General features: G+C 64.2%; 19 protein-coding genes. 11 read left to right on the top strand and 8 right to left on the bottom strand.

Features of this window, described 5'->3' with window-relative positions:
* Position 1: 1 nt before the first annotated feature.
* On the top strand, positions 2 to 1,000 hold the full coding sequence (locus tag RT460_RS14870; protein ID WP_313319742.1) for an HlyD family secretion protein: 999 nt from the start codon (positions 2 to 4) through the stop codon (positions 998 to 1,000).
* A 441-nt stretch (positions 1,001 to 1,441) separates the two neighbouring features.
* Here the strand turns inward: RT460_RS14870 and RT460_RS14865 are convergent, their stop codons facing one another.
* Positions 1,442 to 3,613, bottom strand: coding sequence for a M3 family metallopeptidase (locus tag RT460_RS14865; protein WP_313319740.1), 2,172 nt, complete (start codon positions 3,611 to 3,613; stop codon positions 1,442 to 1,444).
* A gap of 154 nt (positions 3,614 to 3,767) precedes the next feature.
* Between RT460_RS14865 and RT460_RS14860 the strand changes: the two genes are divergently transcribed.
* Positions 3,768 to 4,250 carry a glutathione peroxidase gene (locus RT460_RS14860; protein ID WP_313319738.1) on the top strand — a complete coding sequence of 161 codons (483 nt, stop codon included), beginning with the start codon at positions 3,768 to 3,770 and terminating at the stop codon, positions 4,248 to 4,250.
* Positions 4,251 to 4,348: 98 nt separating this feature from the next.
* Here the strand turns inward: RT460_RS14860 and RT460_RS14855 are convergent, their stop codons facing one another.
* From RT460_RS14855 to sigJ, 6 genes are all read right to left on the bottom strand, one after another.
* Entirely contained in the window at positions 4,349 to 5,131 is a 783-nt protein-coding gene (locus RT460_RS14855) for a ferredoxin--NADP reductase (RefSeq protein WP_313319736.1), read from the bottom strand.
* 287 nt (positions 5,132 to 5,418) lie between these two features.
* The gene (locus RT460_RS14850; protein WP_313319735.1) at positions 5,419 to 7,284 is read right to left on the bottom strand and encodes an ABC transporter ATP-binding protein; all 1,866 of its coding nucleotides are present in this window, start codon (positions 7,282 to 7,284) and stop codon (positions 5,419 to 5,421) included.
* Between the two features lie 69 nt (positions 7,285 to 7,353).
* Positions 7,354 to 7,671 carry a BON domain-containing protein gene (locus RT460_RS14845; RefSeq protein ID WP_313319733.1) on the bottom strand — a complete coding sequence of 106 codons (318 nt, stop codon included), beginning with the start codon at positions 7,669 to 7,671 and terminating at the stop codon, positions 7,354 to 7,356.
* Between the two features lie 531 nt (positions 7,672 to 8,202).
* Positions 8,203 to 8,847, bottom strand: a complete 645-nt coding sequence (locus tag RT460_RS14840; protein WP_313319731.1) for a trimeric intracellular cation channel family protein — start codon at positions 8,845 to 8,847, stop codon at positions 8,203 to 8,205.
* Positions 8,848 to 8,902: 55 nt separating this feature from the next.
* Entirely contained in the window at positions 8,903 to 9,352 is a 450-nt protein-coding gene (locus tag RT460_RS14835; protein WP_313319729.1) for a carboxymuconolactone decarboxylase family protein, read from the bottom strand.
* A 33-nt stretch (positions 9,353 to 9,385) separates the two neighbouring features.
* Positions 9,386 to 10,285, bottom strand: coding sequence for an RNA polymerase sigma factor SigJ (gene sigJ / locus RT460_RS14830; RefSeq protein ID WP_313319727.1), 900 nt, complete (start codon positions 10,283 to 10,285; stop codon positions 9,386 to 9,388).
* A gap of 177 nt (positions 10,286 to 10,462) precedes the next feature.
* Between sigJ and RT460_RS14825 the strand changes: the two genes are divergently transcribed.
* A complete protein-coding gene (locus tag RT460_RS14825) occupies positions 10,463 to 11,980 on the top strand; it encodes a fumarate hydratase (RefSeq protein WP_313319725.1) in 1,518 nt (505 codons plus the stop codon).
* Between the two features lie 240 nt (positions 11,981 to 12,220).
* On the opposite strand, the gene RT460_RS14820 is transcribed toward RT460_RS14825, so the two are convergent.
* Entirely contained in the window at positions 12,221 to 12,367 is a 147-nt protein-coding gene (locus tag RT460_RS14820) for a hypothetical protein (RefSeq protein WP_313319723.1), read from the bottom strand.
* Between the two features lie 131 nt (positions 12,368 to 12,498).
* Between RT460_RS14820 and RT460_RS14815 the strand changes: the two genes are divergently transcribed.
* From RT460_RS14815 to greA, 8 genes are all read left to right on the top strand, one after another.
* The gene (locus RT460_RS14815; protein ID WP_313319721.1) at positions 12,499 to 12,747 is read left to right on the top strand and encodes a FeoA family protein; all 249 of its coding nucleotides are present in this window, start codon (positions 12,499 to 12,501) and stop codon (positions 12,745 to 12,747) included.
* Entirely contained in the window at positions 12,744 to 14,600 is a 1,857-nt protein-coding gene (locus RT460_RS14810) for a ferrous iron transporter B (RefSeq protein ID WP_313319719.1), read from the top strand. Before RT460_RS14815 ends, RT460_RS14810 begins: the two co-directional genes overlap by 4 nt.
* Positions 14,600 to 14,854, top strand: coding sequence for a DUF6587 family protein (locus RT460_RS14805; protein ID WP_313319717.1), 255 nt, complete (start codon positions 14,600 to 14,602; stop codon positions 14,852 to 14,854). The genes RT460_RS14810 and RT460_RS14805 overlap by 1 nt, the downstream gene beginning before the upstream one ends.
* An 82-nt stretch (positions 14,855 to 14,936) precedes the next feature.
* Positions 14,937 to 15,653 (top strand): 4-hydroxy-tetrahydrodipicolinate reductase, encoded by a 717-nt coding sequence (dapB, locus tag RT460_RS14800; protein ID WP_313319715.1) that lies wholly within the window; start codon positions 14,937 to 14,939, stop codon positions 15,651 to 15,653.
* A gap of 251 nt (positions 15,654 to 15,904) precedes the next feature.
* On the top strand, positions 15,905 to 17,035 hold the full coding sequence (gene carA, locus RT460_RS14795; RefSeq protein WP_313319713.1) for a glutamine-hydrolyzing carbamoyl-phosphate synthase small subunit: 1,131 nt from the start codon (positions 15,905 to 15,907) through the stop codon (positions 17,033 to 17,035).
* Positions 17,035 to 17,475 (top strand): hypothetical protein, encoded by a 441-nt coding sequence (locus RT460_RS14790; protein WP_313319711.1) that lies wholly within the window; start codon positions 17,035 to 17,037, stop codon positions 17,473 to 17,475. The genes carA and RT460_RS14790 overlap by 1 nt, the downstream gene beginning before the upstream one ends.
* 8 nt (positions 17,476 to 17,483) lie before the next feature.
* Positions 17,484 to 20,726, top strand: coding sequence for a carbamoyl-phosphate synthase large subunit (gene carB, locus RT460_RS14785; protein WP_313319709.1), 3,243 nt, complete (start codon positions 17,484 to 17,486; stop codon positions 20,724 to 20,726).
* Positions 20,727 to 20,734: 8 nt separating this feature from the next.
* Positions 20,735 to 21,199 (top strand): transcription elongation factor GreA, encoded by a 465-nt coding sequence (gene greA / locus RT460_RS14780; RefSeq protein ID WP_312369654.1) that lies wholly within the window; start codon positions 20,735 to 20,737, stop codon positions 21,197 to 21,199.
* Position 21,200: the final 1 nt, after the last annotated feature.

Genomic DNA, 21,200 nt, shown 5'->3' with positions numbered 1-21,200 from the left:
AATGACCCCGAAAGTTCAATCCTTGCTCCGATTCATTCTCACCGCGGCTGCGGTGCTTGCTGCTGCGTTGATCGCCATGGCGATGTGGCGGCATTACATGTATTCGCCGTGGACGCGCGAAGGGCGCTTGCGTGCGGAAGTGGTGCGGGTTGCGCCGGACGTATCCGGCCCCGTCACTGCGGTGGCCGTGCACGACAACCAGCGGGTCAAGCGCGGTGAGCTGCTGTACCAGATCGATCCTTTGCGCTATCAGAACGCCGTCAACCAGGCGCGTGGCAATCTTGCTGCCGCGCAGGCGTCCGCGCGCGCGGCCGGTGCAAGCATCCAGGTAGCTGCTGCTGGCGCGGTCCAGCAGAGTGCCAATGCCCACCGTGCCGAACAACAGTACGAACGCCGCGAGCGCATCACCGGCAGCCTGATTTCCGAGGAGGCGCGTACCGACGCGTTAAGCGCCGCCCAGGCGGCACGTGCCGGGGTGGCCCAGGCACAGGCAAGCCGGCAGCAGGCCAGTGCCGCGCAGCAGCAGGCCCTTGCGGCGGTCGAACAGTCACAGGCTGCACTGGATACGGCCGAACTGAACCTTGAGCGTACCCAGGTGCGTGCGCCGGTGGACGGCTATGTGACCAATCTTGAAGTCCGCCAGGGCGATTACGCTACGGCGGGTGCGGCGCGCCTGGCAGTGATCGATACCGATTCGTTCTGGGTCTATGGCTACTTCGAGGAGACCAAGCTGGCGCAGCTGCATGTTGGCGATAGCACCCGCGTGCAGTTGATGAGCGGACAGGAGTTGCACGGCCATATCGAAAGCATCGCGCATGGCATCACCGATGCTGACAGCCCAACAGGTAGCGACCTGCTGGCCAACGTGAATCCCACCTACAACTGGGTACGATTGGCACAGCGCATTCCGGTGCGGATCAAGCTCGATGCCGGTTCGCTGGCGAAAGGTGTTGTGTTGGCCAATGGCATGACTGCAACGGTGATTGTCGAGCCGAGGTGATAGGGTTTGGTGGGGCTTGGTATTGAACGTTGGGTTGTTGAGTGGCCAAGGCGCGAAGCCAAGGCGTAAAGCCCCCTCATCCGCCCTCCGGCCACCTTCTCCCGCTAGCGGGAGAAGGGAACGCTGGCTTTATCTGCACTGTCGGTTCGCCGCGCAATGCCTGGGCGCAAGCAATGCTTCAGCCCCAACCATGGCTGGACTACTCCCTTCTCCCGCCTGCGGGAGAAGGGAAAGCTGGCTTTGCCTGCGTTGTCGGCTTGCCGCGCAATGCCTGGGTGCAAGCAATGCTTCAGCCCCAACCATGGCTGGACCACTCCCTTCTCCCGCCTGCGGGAGAAGGTGGCCGGAGGGCGGATGAGGGGGCTTTTGACTCTTCCCCCGCAAGCAAAGAAAACGCCCGGCAAAGCCGGGCGTTTTCCTTCCATCAGAACCTGCAGCTGCTTACTTGGCAGCATCACCGGTGGTCAGGCCACGCTTCTCCAGCAACGGCTCGATCTGCGGCTCATGACCCGCGAAATTGCGGAACAGCTCCATCGCGTCAACGCTACCGCCCTTGGACAACAGGGTCTTGCGGAAATGGTCGCCATTGGCGCGCGACAGGCCGCCGTGTTCGCGGAACCACTTCTGGGTGTTGGCGTCCAGCACCTCCGACCAGATGTAGGCGTAGTAGCCGGCCGAATAGCCACCCATGATGTGGCTGAAGTACGGGGTCTTGTAGCGCGGCGGGACCGGCGCGTAGTAGATGCCGTCCTTGACCAGTGCTTCGTGCTCGAACTTCATCACGTCCTTCGGCGCCGGGATCTGGCCAACACCGATCTGGTGCCAGCTCTGGTCCAGCATTGCCGCGCCCAGATACTCGGTGGTGGCAAAGCCCTGGTTGAACTTGGAGGCGGCAATCACCTTGTCGAGCAGCGCCTGCGGCATTGCCGAGCCGTTCTGGTAGTGCTTGGCGTAGTTGGCCAGGATGGTCGGCTCGTCGGACCACATCTCGTTCACCTGCGAGGGGAATTCGACGAAGTCACGCGGCACGGCGGTGCCGGCGAAGTAGGGGTACTTCACGTCCGAGAACATGCCGTGCAGTGCATGGCCGAACTCGTGGAAGGTGGTGGTTACTTCATCCCAGGTCAGCAGGGTCGGCTTGCCGGCCGGCGGCTTGGGAATGTTGAGGTGGTTGGCCACAACCGGCTTGTCACCGGTCAGCCCCGACTGCGACACGTAAGCGTTCATCCATGCACCACCACGCTTGGACTCACGTGCGTAGGGATCGAAGATGAAGATGGCCAACTGGCTGCCGTCGGCATCGAACACGTCATAAACGGTGACGTCGTCGTGGTAGACCGGCAGGTCAGTGCGCTGCTTGAAGCTCAGGCCATATTCCTTGCCGGCGGCGAAGAACACGCCGTTCTCCAGCACGTTCTTCAGCTCGAAGTAGGGCTTGAGCTGGGATTCGTCGAAGTTGTACTTGGCCTGGCGCACCTTCTCGCTATAGAAGGCCCAGTCCCACGGCTGCAGTTCGAAGGTCGGCTTGCCGGCGGCCTTCTGCTCGCTGTCGATCATGGCCTGCAGGTCGGCGGCTTCGCGCTTGGCGTTGGTTACCGCGGCCGGGGCCAGCTGGCCGAGCATGGCGTTGACCGCTTCGGGGGTCTTGGCGGTCTGGTTGCCCAGCGAGTAGGAGGCGAAGTTCGGGAAGCCCATCAGCGCGGCCTTCTCGGCGCGCAGGGTCATGATGCGCGACACCAGCGCGGTGTTGTCGTATTCGCCGCCCTTGCTGCCACGCGATACCGAGGCTTCGTAGATCTTCTGGCGCAGCTCGCGGTTGGTCAGGTTGGTCAGCGGCGGCTGGCCGGTGGTGTTGAGCAGGGCGATGACGTACTTGCCATCGAGCTTGCGGGCCTTGGCGGCCTCGGCGGCAGCGGCGATCTGTTCGTCGGAGAAACCGTCCAACTGCTTGACGTCGTCAACCACGATGTAGGAGGCATTGACCTCGGCCAGCACGTTCTGGCTGAACTTGGTGCCCAGGTTGGCCAGCTCGGCGTTCATCGCCTTGAGCTTGGCCTTGTCAGCGTCGGACAGCTTGGCACCGGCACGGACGAAATTGTCGTAGTACTTCTCGACCAGGCGCAGGCCTTCTGCATCCAGGCCCAGCGTGGCGCGGTCGTTGTAGAGGGTCTCGATGCGCGAGAACAGCTTGCCATTGAGGTTGATGGCATCGCTGTGCGCGGCGAACTTGGCGGAGTAATCGGCCTGCAGCTTCTTGCGCGCATCGTTGGTGTCGGCGCCGATCAGCGAGAAAAACACGGTGGTGGCGCGATCCAGTACCGCACCGCTCTTTTCAAGCGCGATCAGGGTGTTGTCGAAGGTGGGGGCGGCCGGGTTGTTGGCGATGGCCTCCACTTCCTGCAGCTGTTGCGCCATGCCGGCGTCGAACGCCGGTGCGAAGTCGCTGTCCTTGATCTTGTCGAACTGCGGATAGTGCAACGGCAGCGGGCTTTCGGCGAAGAACGGGTTGGCCTGCTGGGCCGACTGGGTGGTCGCTGCGGTCGCGGTCAGGCTGTAGGCCGGCAGGGCAAGGCCCAGGGTCGCGGCAAGGGCGAGGGCGAGACGGGTGTTCAAGGCTGAAGCTCCGGGAAAGACAGGTCTCTCAGGGTAACCCGCGGGACTATGCGGCCGGGTGTGTCGAATGGCATGGTTGCAATGGCAACCGGTCTGTTGCGGGCCGTTGACACGTTGATGCCGTAGGCTTGCAGCCTCTCCTGGAGTCCCCGCCATGCCCAACGCTTTCGACTTCGAACTCACTGCACTGGATGGCCGTCCGCTGCCGCTGGCTGCGTTCGACGGCAGGGTGTTGCTGGTGGTGAATACCGCATCCAAGTGCGGCTTTACCCCGCAATATGAAGGGTTGGAGCAGCTGTGGCGGGAGTTCGGCCCGCGCGGCTTGGTGGTGTTGGGTTGTCCCTGCGACCAGTTCGGCCACCAGGAGCCGGGCAATGCAGCTGAGATCCAGGACTTCTGCAGTGTCACCTACGGGGTCAGTTTTCCGATGTCCGGCAAGCTGCATGTCAACGGCGCCGATGCGCACCCGCTATGGCAATGGCTGCAGCGCCAGAAGCGCGGCGCCTTGGGAATTGCGGCGATCAAATGGAACTTCAGCAAGTTCCTGGTCGGCAGGGATGGGCAGGTGCTGGCACGCTACGCGCCCACCGCGCGCCCGGAATCGCTGGAAGCCGATATCCGGGCGGCGTTGCAATGAAGCGTGGCAGGCATTCGCGAAGTGCGGGGTGTGACGCTCACGAAGTACGGTGATCTGACGCACCACCGGGGTCGCAGCTTGGGCTGTGCCTGCCTCGATTACTTTTCCACGAAAGCCCGTTCGAACACGTAGTGGCCTGCCGTGCCGATGCGTGTGGAGGCCGTGAAGCCACGGGCATCGAGCACGCTGCGCAGATCCGCCAGCATGTGCGGGCTGCCACAGATCATGAAGCGGTCATTGGCCGGGTCCAGCGGCGGCAGGCCCAGGGTTTCCTGCATCTGCCCGGTTTCCATCAGCGAGGTCAGGCGGCCCTGGTTGGGGAAAGGCTCGCGGGTGACCGCCGGGTAATACAGCAGCTTGTCGCGAACGATATCGCCGAGGATCTCGTCGTTCGGCAATTCTTCCTCGAAGTACTCGCGGTAGGCCAGGTCCTTTTCGAAACGTACGCCGTGGCAGACGATGACCTTCTCGAAGCGCTCGTAGGTTTCCGGGTCCTTGACCACGCTCAGCCACGGCGCCAGGCCAGTGCCGGTGCCCAGCAGATAGAGGTGCTTGCCGGGGTGCAGGTCGCTGATCAGCAAGGTGCCGGTGGGCTTCTTGCCGACCAGTACCTTGTCGCCGGGCTTGAGGTGCTGCAGGCGCGAAGTCAGCGGGCCGTCCTGCACCTTGATGCTGAAGAAGTGCAGTTGCTCTTCCCAGTTGGCGCTGGCGATGGAGTAGGCACGCATCAGCGGGCGGGCGCCTTCGTTTTCCAGCCCGATCATCACGAACTGGCCATTCTCGAAGCGGAAGCCGCTGTCGCGGGTGGTGGAGAAGCTGAAGTAGGCGTCCGTCCAGTGACGGACTTCAAGCACCGTTTCGGCGCCAAAAGCGGAAGACATGCCGTGATTCGTAGATTGGAGACCTGCGTATTCTAGCCGACTTCTCCCAAATAAGAATAAATCTCATTTGAACGATATTGTCAGGGCGGGGGCGGCATTCAAGCACCCGTGTAGTGCCGAGCCATGCTCGGCATGAAGCCTTACCGGTAAAGCCCCTGCCGAGCATGGCTCGGCACTACAGGTGAGGGTCTACGGGTGAAGCCCCTGCCGAGCATGGCTCGGCACTACAGGTGAGGGTCTACGGGTGAAGCCCCTGCCGAGCATGGCTCGGCACTACAGTGTCTGGCTTACCTGTATCCGGCGGCTTGCAGCTCGAACAGTTCGGCGTAGCGGCCGCCTTCGATCATCAACTCCTCATGGGTGCCGCTGGCCTCGATGCGGCCGTCGGCCAGCACCAGGATGCGGTCGGCCATGCGTACCGAGGAAAACCGGTGCGAGATCAGCACCGCCGTGCGGTTGTCCGACAGTTCCTTGAACCGCTGGAACACCTCGAACTCGGCGCGCGCATCCAGGGCCGCAGTCGGTTCGTCCAGGATCATCACCTGGGCATCGCGCATATACGCACGGGCAATGGCGATCTTCTGCCATTGGCCACCGGACAGATCCACGCCGGTCTTGAAGCGGCGGCCGATCAGCTGGTCATAGCCGGCGGGCAGGGCGTCGATCACTTCATCGGCAAGCGCGCGGTGGGCCGCATCGCGGATGCGGTCCTTGTCGTTCATGGACTCGACCAGGCCGACACCGATGTTTTCGCCAGCCGACAGGTGATAGCGGACGAAGTCCTGGAAGATCACCCCCATGTTGGCGCGCAGGTCATCGAGGTCGTAATCGCGCAGGTCGCGGCCATCCAGCAGGATGCGACCTTCGTCCGGGTCGTACAGGCGGGCCAGCAGCTTGACCAGGGTGGTCTTGCCGGCGCCGTTCTCGCCGACCAGAGCGATGACTTCACCGGCCTGCAGGTGGAAGCTGAGGTTGCGTACAGCCCAGCGCTCGGCATCGGGATAGCGGAAGCCGACGTTGTCGAAGACGAAGCCTTCGCGGATCGGGCGCGGTATTGCCACGGCGTCAGGGCGCGAGCGGATTTCCGGTTCGATGGCGAAGAACGAGAACAGGTCGTCCAGGTACAGCGCTTGCCCGGCCACCTGCGAAAAGCCGGTCAGCAGGCCTTCCAGCAACTGGCGCAGGCGCAGGAAGCTGCCGGACAGGAAGGTCAGGTCGCCGATGCTGAAGTCGCCACGGATCGTGCGCCAGGCGATGTAACCATAGGCGGCGTAGTAACCCAGGGTGCCGAGCGCGGCCAGCAAGGTGCCCCAGATCGCCCGCTTGCGTGCCAGTGCGCGGTTGGCCTTGTAGAAGCGTTCGGCCAGCAGCTTGTAGCGGTCGATCAGGAAACGGTTGAGGTTGAAGATCTTCACCTCCTTGGCCGTTTCCACGCTGGCGCCCACCTGGCGCAGGTAGTCGAGCTGGCGGCGCTCGGGCGTCCAGCTGAAATTGAGCGAATAGCCCAAGGTGTTGAAGTGCGACTCGCCGATGAAGGCCGGCACCAGCGCGATGGCCAGCAGCACGATCAGCCACGGCGCGTAGACGATCAGGCCAGCGGCAAAGCTGATGACGGTGATGGTGTCCTGCACCTGGCCGAACAACTGGCTCATCAGGCTCATGCGGCCCATGGTCTGGCGACGGGCGCGGTCCAGCTTGTCCTGCAGGTCGGGGTCTTCGAAGTCCTCCAGGTCCAGCTCGGCGGCATGCTCCATCAGGCGCACGCTGGTGGCGTTGGTGAACAGTTCCGACAGCAGGGAATCGGCGTAGCTGATCAGCCGGCCCAGCAGGTCCGAGCCGATGGCGATGGCCAGTTCCAGCAGCAGCAGTTCAACCAGTGTGTTGAGGTAGCCGCTGGAGAATGCCTCCGCCAGTGGAGGCATGGCGCCAGCACCGGCCAGGCGTACCGCCTCGTCGATAATCAACTTGCCCACGTACAGCATGGCCACCGGCATCAGCGCGCGGATCAGGCGCAAGCCGAGGCTGGCGATGGTCAACCAACGGCTGGTCTGCCATACCTGCCGCAGGAACGGCGGCAGGTTGCGCATGGCGTCCACGCGCTCGCGGAAGCTGGGTTTCTTGGATGAGGCGGGAGCGGGCGAGGGGTGCGGCATGGGTGACTCAGGCGGCAAGGTGCCGCTTCAGGTTACCTGCAAAGCGGCGGGCCGATGTGTCAGCGCTACTCAGCCGTCCTTGCCCAGGTCGATATCGCCCATTTCCGCGTCATCGCGGCCGTCGGGATTGTCACGCACAGCCTCGCCACGGGCGCCGAACGAGCGCTTGCCGCTGTCGATATTGAGATGGCTTACGATCTTGCGCACGCCTTCGATGGCGCCGATAACCGATTCGACGGTGTGCTTGACCTCGCTGCTGGGCACGTCGCCGGACAGGGTGACCTGACCGTCCTTGACCTGTGCCAGCACCTGCGAGGACTGGCCCTGTTGGCCCAGGGTGCGGACGACTTCATCGGCGATGAGGGAATCGGGGCGTTCGGTGCTCATGTGGGAGGCCTTCGTGATGGGAAAGCACACGATGGCCGAAGTGGTGTGAGTTTGGTGTTACCGGCAGGGCGATGGTGGGAGTCGCTTCTGGTTTCAGGCCTGCAGCCCTTGCGTCGTCGTTCTCGCGAAGGGGGGAATGGTTCTGCCGTGGCCTTGTTTTTCTGCCGTCATTCCCGCGCAGGCGGGAATCGCTCTGGCTCTGGCTGTGGCTTCGCCCTTCAGTCGTCATTCCCGCGAAGGTGGGAATCGCTCTGGTTCTTGATTTGCTTTTGAGTGAGTTCTGGATAGTGATGCGGGTGCAAGAGCAGAGGCATCGGAGACAACAACCTCAACGGCAAAAGCGATTCCCGCCTTCGCGGGAATGACGGCATTGGGCGGCAAGAGCGATTCCCGCCTTCGCGGGAATGACGGCAAGGAGGGTAAAAGGGATTTTCGCCTTCGCTGGAATGACGGCAAGGAGGGTAAAAGGGATTTCCGCCTTCGCTGGAATGACGGCGCAGAGGCGAGGCCCAACGCCTCCGTTGCCTCATCTCAACTACGCGGTCCTTCCGGCGGCGGTGGTTCCGAGGATTGCAATGCCACAGGCAGATGCCAACCAAAATGCATGGCCATCATTCGCAGCCCGAAGCACAGGCCCGCGCCCACCAGCGCACAAGGCAAGGGCGGCAAGCCCAGCCAGTAGCCCACGGCCACCACCGCGGCGCCCGCCAGCGCGGCCACCGCATACAACTCTGCCTGCAGCACCAGCGGCACCTGCGCCAGCAACACATCGCGGGCAATACCGCCGCCAATGCCGGTCAGCATGCCCAGCGCGGCCGCCATTGGTGGGGCGATGCCAAAGGCCAGCGCCTTTTGCGTGCCGGCCACCGCAAACAGAGCCAGACCCATGGCATCGAACATCCGCACCGGGTACTGCATGCGTTCGATCAACGGTGCCCAGAAGAAGGTGACGATGCCGGCGACCAGGGTGATTGCCGGGTACCGCCAGTCACTGATGGCCGCCACCGGCGTGGCACCGATCAGCAGGTCACGGGTGATGCCGCCGGCCAGTGCCGCCGCGAACGACAGCACCAGCACGCCGAAGATATCCAGGCGCCGGCGTACCCCCATCGTCGCCCCGGACAGGGCGAAGACGAAGGTGCCGATGATGTCGAGGATCAGTACAAGGGTTCCCATGCGCCGTATTGTGCGGTCTGGCCGGCGTACAGGCCATCAGCAGCGTCTGCAGGCCTCAGGGCAGTGGCGGCAGCAGTCCGGCACCCAATCGGTTCCAGGCATTGATGACGGCCACGGCCATGCTCAGGTCGCTGATGCCCTTTTCATCAAAATGTGGAGCCAGTGCTTCGAAGGCCGCATCGGAAGGGGCAGCATCCGGCAGGCGGGTCAGCGCTTCGGCCCAGCCCAGTGCGGCGCGCTCGCGCGCATCGAAGAAGCGGCTTTCGTGCCAGGCGGGCAGGGTGTCGAGCTTGCGTGGTTCGATGCCGGCCTTGCGCAGCGCGGTGCCATGCATGTCCATGCAGTAACCGCAGCCATTGATCTGCGAGACGCGCAGGAACACCAGCTCCTGCAACTCGTGCTCGATGCTGCTGTCATGCACGGCCTTGCTGGTGGCCAGCAGGCCCTTGAAGGCGTCGGCGGCAAGACGGGCATAGGGGACGCGGGGGGAATTGGAAGCAGACATCAGGGGACTCCAGGCGGCCAACGGGGCCGGCTTTCAGTTCAAGGACGCCGCAGCGCGCTCGGTCGTGACAAGCAGCGGCAGTTTTTCGGGATTGAGAACGCTGTACATGGCGGCGATGCGCCCGTCCACGACTTCGATGGTGGTGAATGAGGCCAGCTTGCCACCGTCGAAGCGCAGGATCGCCGGCTCGCCGTTGACGTAGCCCAGTTGCGAGGGCAATGCCGCGCCACGGCGGGCGATGGCCCAGTACAGGCGGCCGATGCGCTCGGCGCCGTGCAACGGGCGAATCGCGGCAGTAACCACGCCGCCGCCATCGGACAGTGCGATGGCATTGGCATGCAGCAGTGCCTGGATGGCCTCGCTGTCGCCGCGTTGCGCCGCCTCCATGAAGCGCTGCAACAGCTGCCGGTGCAGCTCGGGGGGCGCACTGAAGCGTGGCGCACCGGACTGCAGGCGTACCCGGGCCCGGCGGACCAGCTGGCGGCAATTGGCTTCGCTGTGGCCGAGCAGGGCGCCGATCTGCCGGTAGTCATGATCGAAGGCCTCCTTCAGCAGGAAGGCCGCACGTTCGTCCGGGCTGAGTTGCTCCAGCAGGGTCAGGAAGGCAAAGGAGACCTCATCTGCCAGTGCATGCCGCTGCGCCGGGTCGGCGCCGGGGTCTGGCGCCAGTTCAACCTCCAGCGGCTCGGGTAGCCACGGGCCGACGTAATGCTGACGGTCACGCTTGGCCGCGCGCAGGCGGTCCAGGCTGAGGCGGGTGGTCGTGGTGACCAGCCAGGCCTCGGCGTCGCGGACGTCGCTGGTGTCCGTGCCGGCCCAGCGCAGCCAGGCATCCTGCAGCACGTCCTCGGCATCGGCGCGGCTGCCCAGCATGCGGTAGGCCAGGGCCAGCAGGCGCGGGCGATGGTGTTGGAAGGTGGATTCGGCGTTCATGGGGCTAGGACGCGGCAACGTGCGGGTCCGTGACAAGGATAGGTCCACTCTGGCGCACAAATCTGTCGATAGCGACGCTCTATCAAGGACCAAGACAGGATCAGGCAGCGCGCCGTGCCGGCAAGGCGTAAAATGGTGGGCTGAACCCCCGCCAGCCTTCAGCAAGCGAGCAAGCCCGTGACATCGATCAAGCAGGAAGACCTCATCCAGTCCGTCGCCGACGCGCTGCAGTACATCTCGTACTACCACCCGGTCGACTACATCAAGAATCTCTCCGCTGCCTATGAGCGCGAAGAGTCGCCGGCGGCCAAAGAGGCCATTGCCCAGATCCTGATCAACTCGCGCATGTGCGCCGAGGGCCACCGTCCGATCTGCCAGGACACCGGCATCGTCACCGTGTTCCTGGAAATCGGCATGAACGTGCGCTGGGACGACGCCACCATGGGCGTCGAGGACATGGCCAACGAAGGCATTCGCCGTGCCTACGCCTACCCGGACAACAAGCTGCGCGCCTCGGTGCTGGCTGACCCGGCCGGCAAGCGCACCAACACCAAGGACAACACCCCGGGCGTGGTCAACGTCAAGGTGGTGCCGGGTGACACGGTCGATGTGATCGTTGCCGCCAAGGGCGGTGGCTCCGAAGCCAAGAGCAAGTTCGCCATGCTCAATCCGTCCGACTCCATCGTCGATTGGGTGCTCAAGACCGTGCCGACCATGGGTGCCGGCTGGTGCCCGCCGGGCATGCTCGGCATCGGCATCGGTGGCACCGCCGAGAAGGCGATGCTGCTGGCCAAGGAATCGCTGATGGAGCCGATCGACATCACCGACCTGCAGGCCCGCGGCGCGTCCAATCGTGCCGAAGAGCTGCGTCTTGAGCTGTACGAGAAGGTCAACGCATTGGGCATCGGCGCCCAGGGCCTGGGTGGCCTGACCACGGTACTGGACATCAAGGTCAAGGATTTCCCGACCCACGCCGCCAACCTGCCGGTGGCGATGATCCCGAACTGCGCTGCCACTCGCCATGCGCACTTCACCCTGGACGGCAGCGGCCCGGTGATGCTGGACCCGCCGTCGCTGGAAGACTGGCCCAAGCTGACCTACGACGCCTCCAAGGGCACCCGCGTTGATCTGGACAACATCACCCCGGAAGAAGTAGCCAGCTGGAAGCCGGGCCAGACCCTGCTGCTCAACGGCAAGCTGCTGACCGGCCGCGATGCCGCGCACAAGCGCATGGTCGAGATGCTCAACAAGGGCGAGCCGTTGCCGGTGGACCTGAAGGGCCGCTTCATCTATTACGTCGGCCCGGTCGATCCGGTGCGTGACGAAGTGGTGGGCCCGGCCGGCCCGACCACGGCTACCCGCATGGACAAATTCACCCGCCAGATCCTGGAACAGACCGGTCTGCTGGGCATGGTCGGCAAGGCCGAGCGCGGTCCGGCGGCAATCGAAGCCATCCGTGACAACAAGTCGGCCTACCTGATGGCCGTGGGTGGTTCGGCCTACCTGGTGTCCAAGGCGATCAAGGCGTCCAAGGTGGTTGGCTTTGCCGACCTGGGCATGGAGGCGATCTACGAGTTCACCGTGCAGGACATGCCGGTAACCGTGGCGGTGGATTCCACCGGTGAGTCGGTGCACAAGACCGGCCCGCGCGAATGGCAGGCCCGTATCGGCAAGATTCCGGTGGTTGTGGAATAAGCCGGCGCAGTCCCTCGGCGAGGGATGGCAATGAAACAGCCCGGGCGTATGCTCGGGCTGTTCTCATTTCAGGGCGGCGAAGATGCGTACAAGGATGTGGGCTGGCTGGGTTGCTGTAGCGCTGGCGCTGGCCGGTTGTTCCAGTGGCGGCGGCTGGAGCGCCCCACCAGGCAGCGACCCTGCCGCCTGCGTGAGCTATTGCCAGACCGTTCACCAGCGGTGTACGGCCAACCCCGGCAATTACGGCGACTGCGGCGAGGCAAATAGAAACAACCAATGCGACAGGATCACCAATCCCGAACTACGCGGTGCCTGCCAGACCTCACAGGCGTTCTGCCAGAACCGCTCGGCTGCCGCCGTCTGCGGGGAGCGCCTGAACAGTTGCATGGCCAGCTGCCGCTGATCGGCAACAGTTGCTGAGGGGGAACGCTGTAGGCCTTTGGTTGGGCGGCGGTGGGCGTGTTCACGGTGCTAGAATTGATAACCATTCTTATCAACTCTTCATAGGCGCCCATTCAGTGACGTTGTCAGATTTGCCGCTGCATGCATCCGCGAAGGTGGAAAACGTACAGGACCTGCATGCCAACGACGCCATTGCGCGACGCTTGCGCGAGCTGGGCTTTGTCAATGGTGAGGAAGTGCGGCTGGTCGCGCGCGGCCCGGTCGGCGGTGAGCCGTTGCTGTTCCAGGTCGGCTTCACTCGCTTTGCGCTGCGTCTTGCCGAGGCCGCGCGGGTGCAGGTGAGCGGACTGGGAGAGCCAGCATGAGCGATGCAATTGCCCGTTTGGCGCTGGTTGGTAACCCCAACAGCGGCAAGACCGCGCTGTTCAACCAGCTAACCGGCAGCCGCCAGAAGGTGGCCAATTACACCGGCGTCACCGTCGAACGCAAGGAAGGCCGCATGCGTGGCCCTTCCGGCCGCGAGTATGCGGTGCTGGATCTGCCGGGCGCCTACAGCCTGCAGCCGGCCAGCCTGGATGAGGCCATTACCCGGGATCTGTGCCGTGGCTTCTACCCGGGTGAGGCCGCACCGGATGCGCTGGTGTGCGTGATCGACGCCACCAACCTTCGCCTGCACCTGCGCTTCGCACTGGAAGTGCGCGAGTTGGGCAAGCCGATGATCGTGGCACTGAACATGGTCGATGCCGCACGCAAGCGCGGCATCGAGATCGACGTGGCGGCGCTGGAGAAAGCACTCGGCGTGCCGGTTGTGGAAACCGTGGCGGTGCAGCGCAATGGCGCGCGCGCGCTGGTCGAGCGTATCGACGCATTGGTGCCATCGTTGGCCAGCCTGCCGGTGCATGCCGCCGAGCCGGGTGCCGATTACCACGCTCAGGTCCGGGAAATCCTCGCCAGCGCCGTCAGTATGCCTGCGCGTACCGCCCGGATCGACGATGCACTGGACCGTTGGTTGCTGCATCCGGTGTTCGGCCTGCTGACGCTGGCAGTGATCATGTTCCTGATCTTCCAGGCGGTGTATGCCTGGGCCACGCCGATGATGGATGGCATCGAGGCCGCGTTTGGCTGGTTGGGCGAGGTGGCGTCCACGCATCTGCCGGAAGGTCCACTGAGCAGCCTGCTGGTGGACGGCATCATTGCCGGCGTGGGTGGCGTGGTGGTGTTCCTGCCGCAGATCCTGATCCTGTTTGCCTTCATCCTGGCGTTGGAGGAGTCCGGCTATCTGCCGCGCGCTGCGTTCCTGCTGGACCGGATGATGGCTGCGGCTGGCCTGTCCGGGCGTTCTTTCATCCCGCTGCTGTCCAGCTTTGCCTGTGCCGTGCCGGGCATCATGTCCACCCGGTCCATCCAGGACCCGCGTGATCGCCTTGCCACCATCCTGGTGGCGCCGCTGATGACGTGTTCGGCGCGCTTGCCGGTGTACGCCTTGTTGATTGGTGCGTTCATTCCGGAAAAGACCGTATGGGGCATGTTCAACCAGCAGGGGCTGGTGCTGTTCGGCCTGTATGTGGCCGGCATTGCCAGTGCCCTGATCATGTCGTGGACGATGAAGAAGTTCCGCCGTGACAAGGGCGAGCATCCGCTGTTGCTGGAGTTGCCGTCCTACCGCCTGCCCAATCCGCGTGACCTTGCGGTCGGGCTGTGGGAGCGCGCGGTGATCTTCCTCAAGCGGGTAGGCGGCATCATCCTGGCCTTGACCATCCTGCTGTGGTTCCTGCTGTCCTTCCCGGGTGCACCGGAGAATGCCACGTTGCCGGCCATCGATTACAGCTACGCCGGCCAGCTGGGCCATGCGATGGCGGTGATCTTCGCGCCGCTGGGCTTCAACTGGCAGATCTGCATCGCGCTGATCCCGGGGATGGGTGCGCGTGAAGTGGCGGTGTCGTCGTTGGCCACGATCTATGCGTTGTCGGCGGCCGATGACGACGCGGCGATCCAGGCGCTGACCCCGGTGATCAGCGACGGCTGGACCCTGGCCACCGGCTTGTCGCTGATGGTCTGGTTCATCTACGCCCCGATGTGCATCTCAACCTTGGCCACGATCAAGCGTGAGACCAACTCGTGGAAGCAGATGGCGTTTGCCACCGTGTACCTGTTTGCTGCTGCATATCTGGCGGCGCTGGTGACCTACCAGGTTGCCAAGGCGATGGGGGCAGGCTGATGGACAAGGGGCTGCTGCTGCAATACCTGATCATTGGCCTGGCTGTGCTGGTCAGTGCCTGGGTGGTGTTGAAGAAGCAGTTCCCTGGTGTGCTGCGCACGCTGCGCGGCACGTTGGCGCTGTGGCTGGTCAAGCCGCAACGATCGCCGCGCCTGCAGGCCTGGGGGCGGCGGCTGGCCCCGCCTGCGGCGAGCAGCGGAGGCGCTTGCGGTGGTTGCAACAGTTGTGGACCCAGCGAGCCCAAGCAACATTGAGCAGCTGACAGCGCCGGGGAAACCCGGCGCTGTCCTGTTCAGGTGCTTGTGCGTTACCCCGTGGAAACGGTAGCTTGCCTGCATGAACAACACTCCGACCCGATTGCTGATCCATGGTGCCTCCGGGCGCATGGGGCAGGCCTTGCTGCGCTTGGCAGCTGAAGATCCCGCGTTGCAGGTGGTTGCCGCCGTGGTGCGGAAACCGCCGGTGCAGCGCGTGGTGGATGGCATCCCCCATTTCGCAGCCAGCGAGCTCTCTGGCGCGCCGGCTTTCGACGTTGCGATCGACTTCAGCCTTCCCGAGGGTTTTGATCCGGTGCTGGCGCTGTGCGTGGAGCGGGGCGCTGGTCTTGTTTCGGGCACCACCGGTATCAGGGAGGCGCAGCAGGCGGCATTGGACGCCGCTGCTGCCAACATCCCGCTGGTGTGGGCGACCAATTTCAGCCTGGGTGTGGCGGTGTTGGCCGAGCTGGTGGAGCGGGCCGCGGCGACGTTGCCGGGCTGGGACTGCGATATTGTCGAATCGCACCATGTGCACAAGAAAGACGCGCCTTCGGGCACGGCATTGACCCTGGGCGAGTCAGCCCAGCACGGCGGCGCCGAGCCGCGTTACGCCAGTCTGCGAGCCGGCGACATCATCGGCGAGCATTTCGTCCAGTTCACCGGGCTCGGCGAGCGGGTGGAGCTGGTGCACCGGGCGACCAACCGCGACATTTTTGCGCGTGGTGCCCTGCATGCGGCGCGCCGCTTGCTGGGGCGTGAACCGGGGCGATACAGGGTGCGCGACCTGATTGGCTGAGCCAACCCGGGCGCTGATGCTGAATGCGGGCCTTTCTCCGGCGCAATCTGCATTTGCCTGCTTCTGAAAGCGTGAAGTGAAGGCGCACGGGGCGCTGGCGCTGCGCCCCCCCTTGCCTTTACAATTCCCGCTCGCCGAAACACGTTAGCCGGACCGGTTCCAGACCGCCGTCCGCGCTTTTTTGCAACCGGTTTTTGACCGCGGACGCAGGCGTGGCTTCGGAGTCCCCCGGTAGCCAAAGTGAGATTCCCGTGACCCAAGCCGCAATTCTCGTGCTCGAAGACGGCACCGTATTCGAGGGCGAATCCGTAGGCGCGCCCGGCCTATCCGTGGGTGAGGTGGTGTTCAACACCGCCATGACCGGTTATCAGGAAATGCTGACCGATCCGTCCTACGCCCGGCAGATGATCACCCTGACGTATCCGCATATCGGCAACACCGGTATGAACGACCAGGATGACGAAGCGGCCAAGGTATGGGCATCGGGCCTGATCGTGCGCGATGTGCCGCGCCGCCCCAGCAGCTGGCGCAACCAGCTGTCGCTGCAGGATTGGTTGATCCAGCGCGGCGTTGTGGCCATTGCCGGCATCGACACCCGCAAGCTGACCCGCATCCTGCGCGAGCGTGGCGCCCAGAATGGCGCGCTGATGGCTGGCGACGACATCAATGTCGAAACGGCACTGGAAGCCGCACGCAAGTTCCCCGGCCTGAAGGGCATGGACCTGGCCAAGGTGGTCAGCACCGACAAGCAGTACGGCTGGACCGACGGCCAGTTGGACTTGGACCGCAACGCGTTCGTGCACGCCGCACCGAAGTTCAAGGTCGTGGCGTACGACTTCGGTGTGAAGACCAACATCCTGCGCATGCTGGCCGAACGCGGTTGCGAGCTGACCGTGGTGCCGGCACAGACCCCGGCAGCAGAAGTGCTGGCACTGAAGCCGGACGGCGTGTTCCTGTCCAACGGCCCTGGCGACCCGGAACCCTGCGATTACGCCATCAGCGCGATCAAGACCTTTGTCGAGCAGAAGATCCCGACCTTCGGCATCTGCCTGGGCCACCAGCTGCTGGGCCTGGCCTCGGGCGCCAAGACCATGAAGATGGGCCACGGCCATCACGGTGCCAACCACCCGGTGCAGGACATCGACAGCGGCCGGGTGATGATCACCTCGCAGAACCACGGCTTCGCCATCGACGAAAGCGTGCTGCCGGCCAACGTGCGCGTTACCCACCGCTCGCTGTTCGACCAGACCATCCAGGGCATCGCCCTGACCGATGCACCGGCGTTCTCCTTCCAGGGCCACCCGGAAGCCTCGCCGGGGCCGCACGATGTGGCGCCGTTGTTTGATCGCTTCATCACCCTGATGGAAGGGGCCAAGGGCTGATGCAGAAGCCGGCGGCCACGTCACGTCTGCGTCGCTGGCGGTTGCCGGCGTTTGCAGCGGTGGCGTTGGCGGCCTATCCCTGCTTCGTGCTCGGTACGGTGTACTGGAATTTTTTCCAGGCCGGTCTGCCGGGGGGGCGTAACGGCCCCGCCGATGCTTACCGGCACAGCCTGGCCAGCGCCATCGTCGGCTACACCCTGTCCCCGCGCTGCGTGGATTGGGTGAGCAAGGTGATGGAGAACGACGGGCAGGGCAATGCAAGCCGTGCGATGGATGCACACAACAACCGGATCGGCGCGCGCATAGGCGCTGCCGCTCCCAGCTGGGCCGCGATGCTGCGTGATGTACGCGCCGCGGTCGAACACGGAGCGGTTGACGCCGCTTCGACCGATCAGATCACCTGGCTCGCCCCTTCGGCGTGGCAGGACCGACTTTACTGAGGACTGTCATGCCAAAGCGCACCGACCTAAAAACCATCCTGATCATCGGCGCCGGCCCGATCGTCATCGGCCAAGCCTGTGAGTTCGACTACTCCGGCGCGCAGGCGTGCAAGGCGCTGCGTGACGAGGGTTACCGCGTGGTGTTGGTGAACTCCAACCCGGCCACCATCATGACCGACCCGGAGATGGCCGATGCCGTCTACATCGAGCCGATCAACTGGCAGACGGTAGAGAAGATCATCGACAAGGAGCGCCCCGACGCGCTGCTGCCGACCATGGGTGGCCAGACCGCGCTGAACTGCGCACTGGACCTGGCCGATCATGGCGTACTGGAGAAGTACAACGTCGAGCTGATTGGTGCCAAGCGCGAAGCGATCCGCATGGCCGAAGACCGCGAGTTGTTCCGCGTGGCGATGGGCGAGATCGGCCTGGAGTGCCCGAAGGCTGCGGTCGCGCACACGCTTGAGGAAGCGCTGGAAATCCAGACCCGCGTTGGTTACCCGACCATCATCCGCCCGTCCTTCACCCTGGGCGGCAGTGGCGGCGGCATCGCCTACAACCGCGAAGAGCTGATCGAGATCGTCGGCCGTGGCCTGGAACTGTCACCGACCACCGAAGTGCTGGTGGAAGAGTCGGTGCTGGGCTGGAAGGAATTCGAGATGGAAGTGGTTCGCGACACCGCGGATAACTGCATCATCGTCTGCTCGATCGAAAACCTCGATCCGATGGGCGTGCACACCGGTGACTCGATCACCGTGGCGCCGGCACAGACCCTGACCGACAAGGAATACCAGCGCCTGCGCGATGCTTCCATCGCAGTGCTGCGGAAGATCGGCGTCGATACCGGCGGTTCCAACGTGCAGTTCGGCATCAGCCCGACCACTGGCCGCGTGGTGGTGATCGAAATGAACCCGCGCGTGTCGCGTTCCTCGGCGCTGGCCTCCAAGGCCACCGGTTTCCCGATCGCCAAGGTCGCTGCCAAGCTGGCCGTGGGTTACACCCTGGACGAATTGAAGAACGAAATCACCGGCGGCCTGACCCCGGCGTCGTTCGAACCGTCGATCGACTACGTCGTCACCAAGATTCCGCGCTTTGCCTTCGAGAAGTTCCCGATGGCTGATGCCCGCCTGACCACCCAGATGAAGTCGGTGGGCGAGGTGATGGCGATGGGTCGCACCTTCAAGGAATCCCTGCAGAAGGCCCTGCGCGGCCTGGAAACCGGCAAGATTGGCCTGGACCCGACCGAACTGGACCTGGGCAACGAAGACGACATCGCCACCATGAAGCGCGAGCTCAAGGCCCCGGGCCCGGAGCGTCTGTTCTATGTGGGCGATGCCTTCCGCAGCGGGCTGAGCGTCGAAGACGTCTATGGCCTGTCGCATATCGATCCGTGGTTCCTCGACCAGATCGAAGAAATCATTGCCGATGAAAAGCAGGTCCACGCCGAAGGCATCGATGCGCTGGACGCCGCCCGCCTGCGCAAGCTCAAGCGTGCCGGCTTCTCCGACGCCCGCCTGGCGCAGCTGACCGGTACCAACGAAGCGGCCATCCGCGCGTTGCGCCGTGCCCACAAGGTGCGCCCGGTGTACAAGCGCGTGGACTCCTGCGCCGCCGAGTTCGCCACCGGTACCGCCTACCTGTACTCGACCTACGAGGACGAGTGCGAAGCGGCGCCGAGCAACCGCGACAAGATCATGATCCTGGGCGGTGGCCCGAACCGTATCGGCCAGGGCATCGAGTTCGACTACTGCTGCGTGCATGCCGCACTCGCCCTGCGCGAGGACGGCTATGAAACCATCATGGTCAACTGCAACCCGGAAACCGTCTCCACCGACTACGACACCTCCGACCGTCTGTACTTCGAGCCGCTGACGCTGGAAGACGTGCTGGAAATCGTCGAGCTGGAACAGCCCAAGGGCGTGATCGTGCAGTACGGCGGCCAGACCCCGCTGAAGCTGGCACGTGCGCTGGAAGCCAATGGCGTGCCGGTGATCGGCACCTCGCCGGACTCCATCGATTTGGCCGAAGACCGCGAGCGTTTCCAGAAGCTGGTGCAGGACCTGGGCCTGAAGCAGCCGCCGAACCGCACCGCGCGCACCGCCGACGAGGCACAGGCCTTGGCCCGTGAGATCGGCTTCCCGCTGGTGGTGCGCCCGAGCTATGTGCTGGGCGGCCGTGCGATGGAAATCGTCTATGGTGAAGCCGACCTGGCGCGCTACATGCGCGATGCGGTGAAGGTATCCAATGATTCGCCGGTGCTGCTGGATCACTTCCTGGACGCGGCTGTCGAAGCCGACGTGGACATCATCTGCGACAAGGAAGGCAACGTCCTGATCGGTGGCGTGATGGAGCACATCGAAGAAGCCGGCGTGCATTCCGGTGACTCGTCCTGCTCGCTGCCGCCGTACTCGCTGTCGGCGGAAACCCAGGCCGAACTGCGTCGCCAGGTCACCGAGCTGGCCAAGGCACTGAAGGTCGTCGGCCTGATGAACACCCAGTTCGCGATCCAGACCGATGCCGATGGCAACGACGTGGTGTTCCTGCTGGAAGTGAACCCGCGTGCCTCGCGCACCGTGCCGTTCGTGTCCAAGGCCACCGGCATGGCGCTGGCCAAGATCGCCGCCCGCTGCATGGCCGGCAAGACCCTGGCCGAACAGGGCGCGACCAAGGAAGTCGTGCCGGATTACTACTCGGTGAAGGAAGCCATCTTCCCGTTCGCCAAGTTCCAGGGCGTGGACCCGATCCTCGGGCCGGAGATGCGCTCCACCGGTGAGGTGATGGGCGTTGGTCGCACCTTCAGTGCCGCCTTTGCGCGTGCGCAGGAAGCCGGCAGCATCAAGACGCCGCCGGTCGGCAAGGTCTTCATCTCGGTGCGTGACATCGACAAGCCGCGCGTGATGCCGGCGGTGCAGGGCCTGGTCGAGCGCGGCTACTCGCTGGTTGCCACCCGCGGCACCGCGGCGTGGCTGCAGCAGCACGGCTACACCTGCGAAGTGATCAACAAGGTGGTTGAAGGCCGTCCGCATATCGTGGACAGCATCAAGAATGGCGAGATCGTCTATATCGTCAACACGACCGAAGGCCGTGCGGCGATCAACGACTCGTTCTCGATCCGTCGTGAAGCGTTGCAGAACCGCATCACGTACTCGACCACGGTTGCAGGCGCCAAGGCGTTGGTGCAATCGTTGGAATTCCGCGGCACCGGTCCGGTCTGGTCGCTGCAGGAACTGCACAAGGAGTTGAATGCATGAGAGCACCCATCACGGCCAAGGGCGCCAAGCGCCTGCGTGACGAACTGGAACACCTGAAGTCGGACAAGCGCCCGAAGGTCATCGCCGCCATCGCCGAAGCGCGCGAGCACGGTGACCTGAAGGAGAACGCCGAGTACCACGCCGCGCGCGAAGAGCAGGGCTTCATCGAAGGCCGCATCAAGCAGCTGGAAGGCGAGCTGTCGCATGCCGAGATCATCGACATCACCAAGCTCAATGCCGGCAGCAAAGTGGTATTTGGTGCCACGGTGACGCTGGCCGACGTGGAAACCGACGAAGAGAAGCGTTACCAGATCGTGGGTGACCTGGAGGCGGACATCAAGCTGGGCTTGATTGCCATCTCCTCGCCGGTGGCGCGCGCGTTGATCGGCAAGAACGAGGGCGACGCCATCGCCATCGACGCGCCGGCAGGCCAGCGCGAGTACGAAATCGTCAGCGTCGAATACCTCGACTGAC

The sequence above is a fragment of the Stenotrophomonas sp. genome (assembly GCF_032061965.1).
In the GTDB taxonomy this organism is placed as follows: domain Bacteria; phylum Pseudomonadota; class Gammaproteobacteria; order Xanthomonadales; family Xanthomonadaceae; genus Stenotrophomonas.
Note: the sequence above shows the minus strand (reverse complement) of the source record. Positions and strands in the feature narration are given on the sequence as shown.

Coding starts and splice junctions, on each gene's coding strand:
- RT460_RS14870 (WP_313319742.1), top strand. CDS start 2: ATGACCCCGAAAGTTCAATCCTTGCTCCGATTCATTCTCACCGCGGCT.
- RT460_RS14860 (WP_313319738.1), top strand. CDS start 3,768: ATGCCCAACGCTTTCGACTTCGAACTCACTGCACTGGATGGCCGTCCG.
- RT460_RS14855 (WP_313319736.1), bottom strand. CDS start 5,131: ATGTCTTCCGCTTTTGGCGCCGAAACGGTGCTTGAAGTCCGTCACTGG.
- RT460_RS14850 (WP_313319735.1), bottom strand. CDS start 7,284: ATGCCGCACCCCTCGCCCGCTCCCGCCTCATCCAAGAAACCCAGCTTC.
- RT460_RS14845 (WP_313319733.1), bottom strand. CDS start 7,671: ATGAGCACCGAACGCCCCGATTCCCTCATCGCCGATGAAGTCGTCCGC.
- RT460_RS14840 (WP_313319731.1), bottom strand. CDS start 8,847: ATGGGAACCCTTGTACTGATCCTCGACATCATCGGCACCTTCGTCTTC.
- RT460_RS14835 (WP_313319729.1), bottom strand. CDS start 9,352: ATGTCTGCTTCCAATTCCCCCCGCGTCCCCTATGCCCGTCTTGCCGCC.
- sigJ (WP_313319727.1), bottom strand. CDS start 10,285: ATGAACGCCGAATCCACCTTCCAACACCATCGCCCGCGCCTGCTGGCC.
- RT460_RS14820 (WP_313319723.1), bottom strand. CDS start 12,367: ATGCAACTGTTCAGGCGCTCCCCGCAGACGGCGGCAGCCGAGCGGTTC.
- RT460_RS14810 (WP_313319719.1), top strand. CDS start 12,744: ATGAGCGATGCAATTGCCCGTTTGGCGCTGGTTGGTAACCCCAACAGC.
- RT460_RS14805 (WP_313319717.1), top strand. CDS start 14,600: ATGGACAAGGGGCTGCTGCTGCAATACCTGATCATTGGCCTGGCTGTG.
- dapB (WP_313319715.1), top strand. CDS start 14,937: ATGAACAACACTCCGACCCGATTGCTGATCCATGGTGCCTCCGGGCGC.
- RT460_RS14790 (WP_313319711.1), top strand. CDS start 17,035: ATGCAGAAGCCGGCGGCCACGTCACGTCTGCGTCGCTGGCGGTTGCCG.
- carB (WP_313319709.1), top strand. CDS start 17,484: ATGCCAAAGCGCACCGACCTAAAAACCATCCTGATCATCGGCGCCGGC.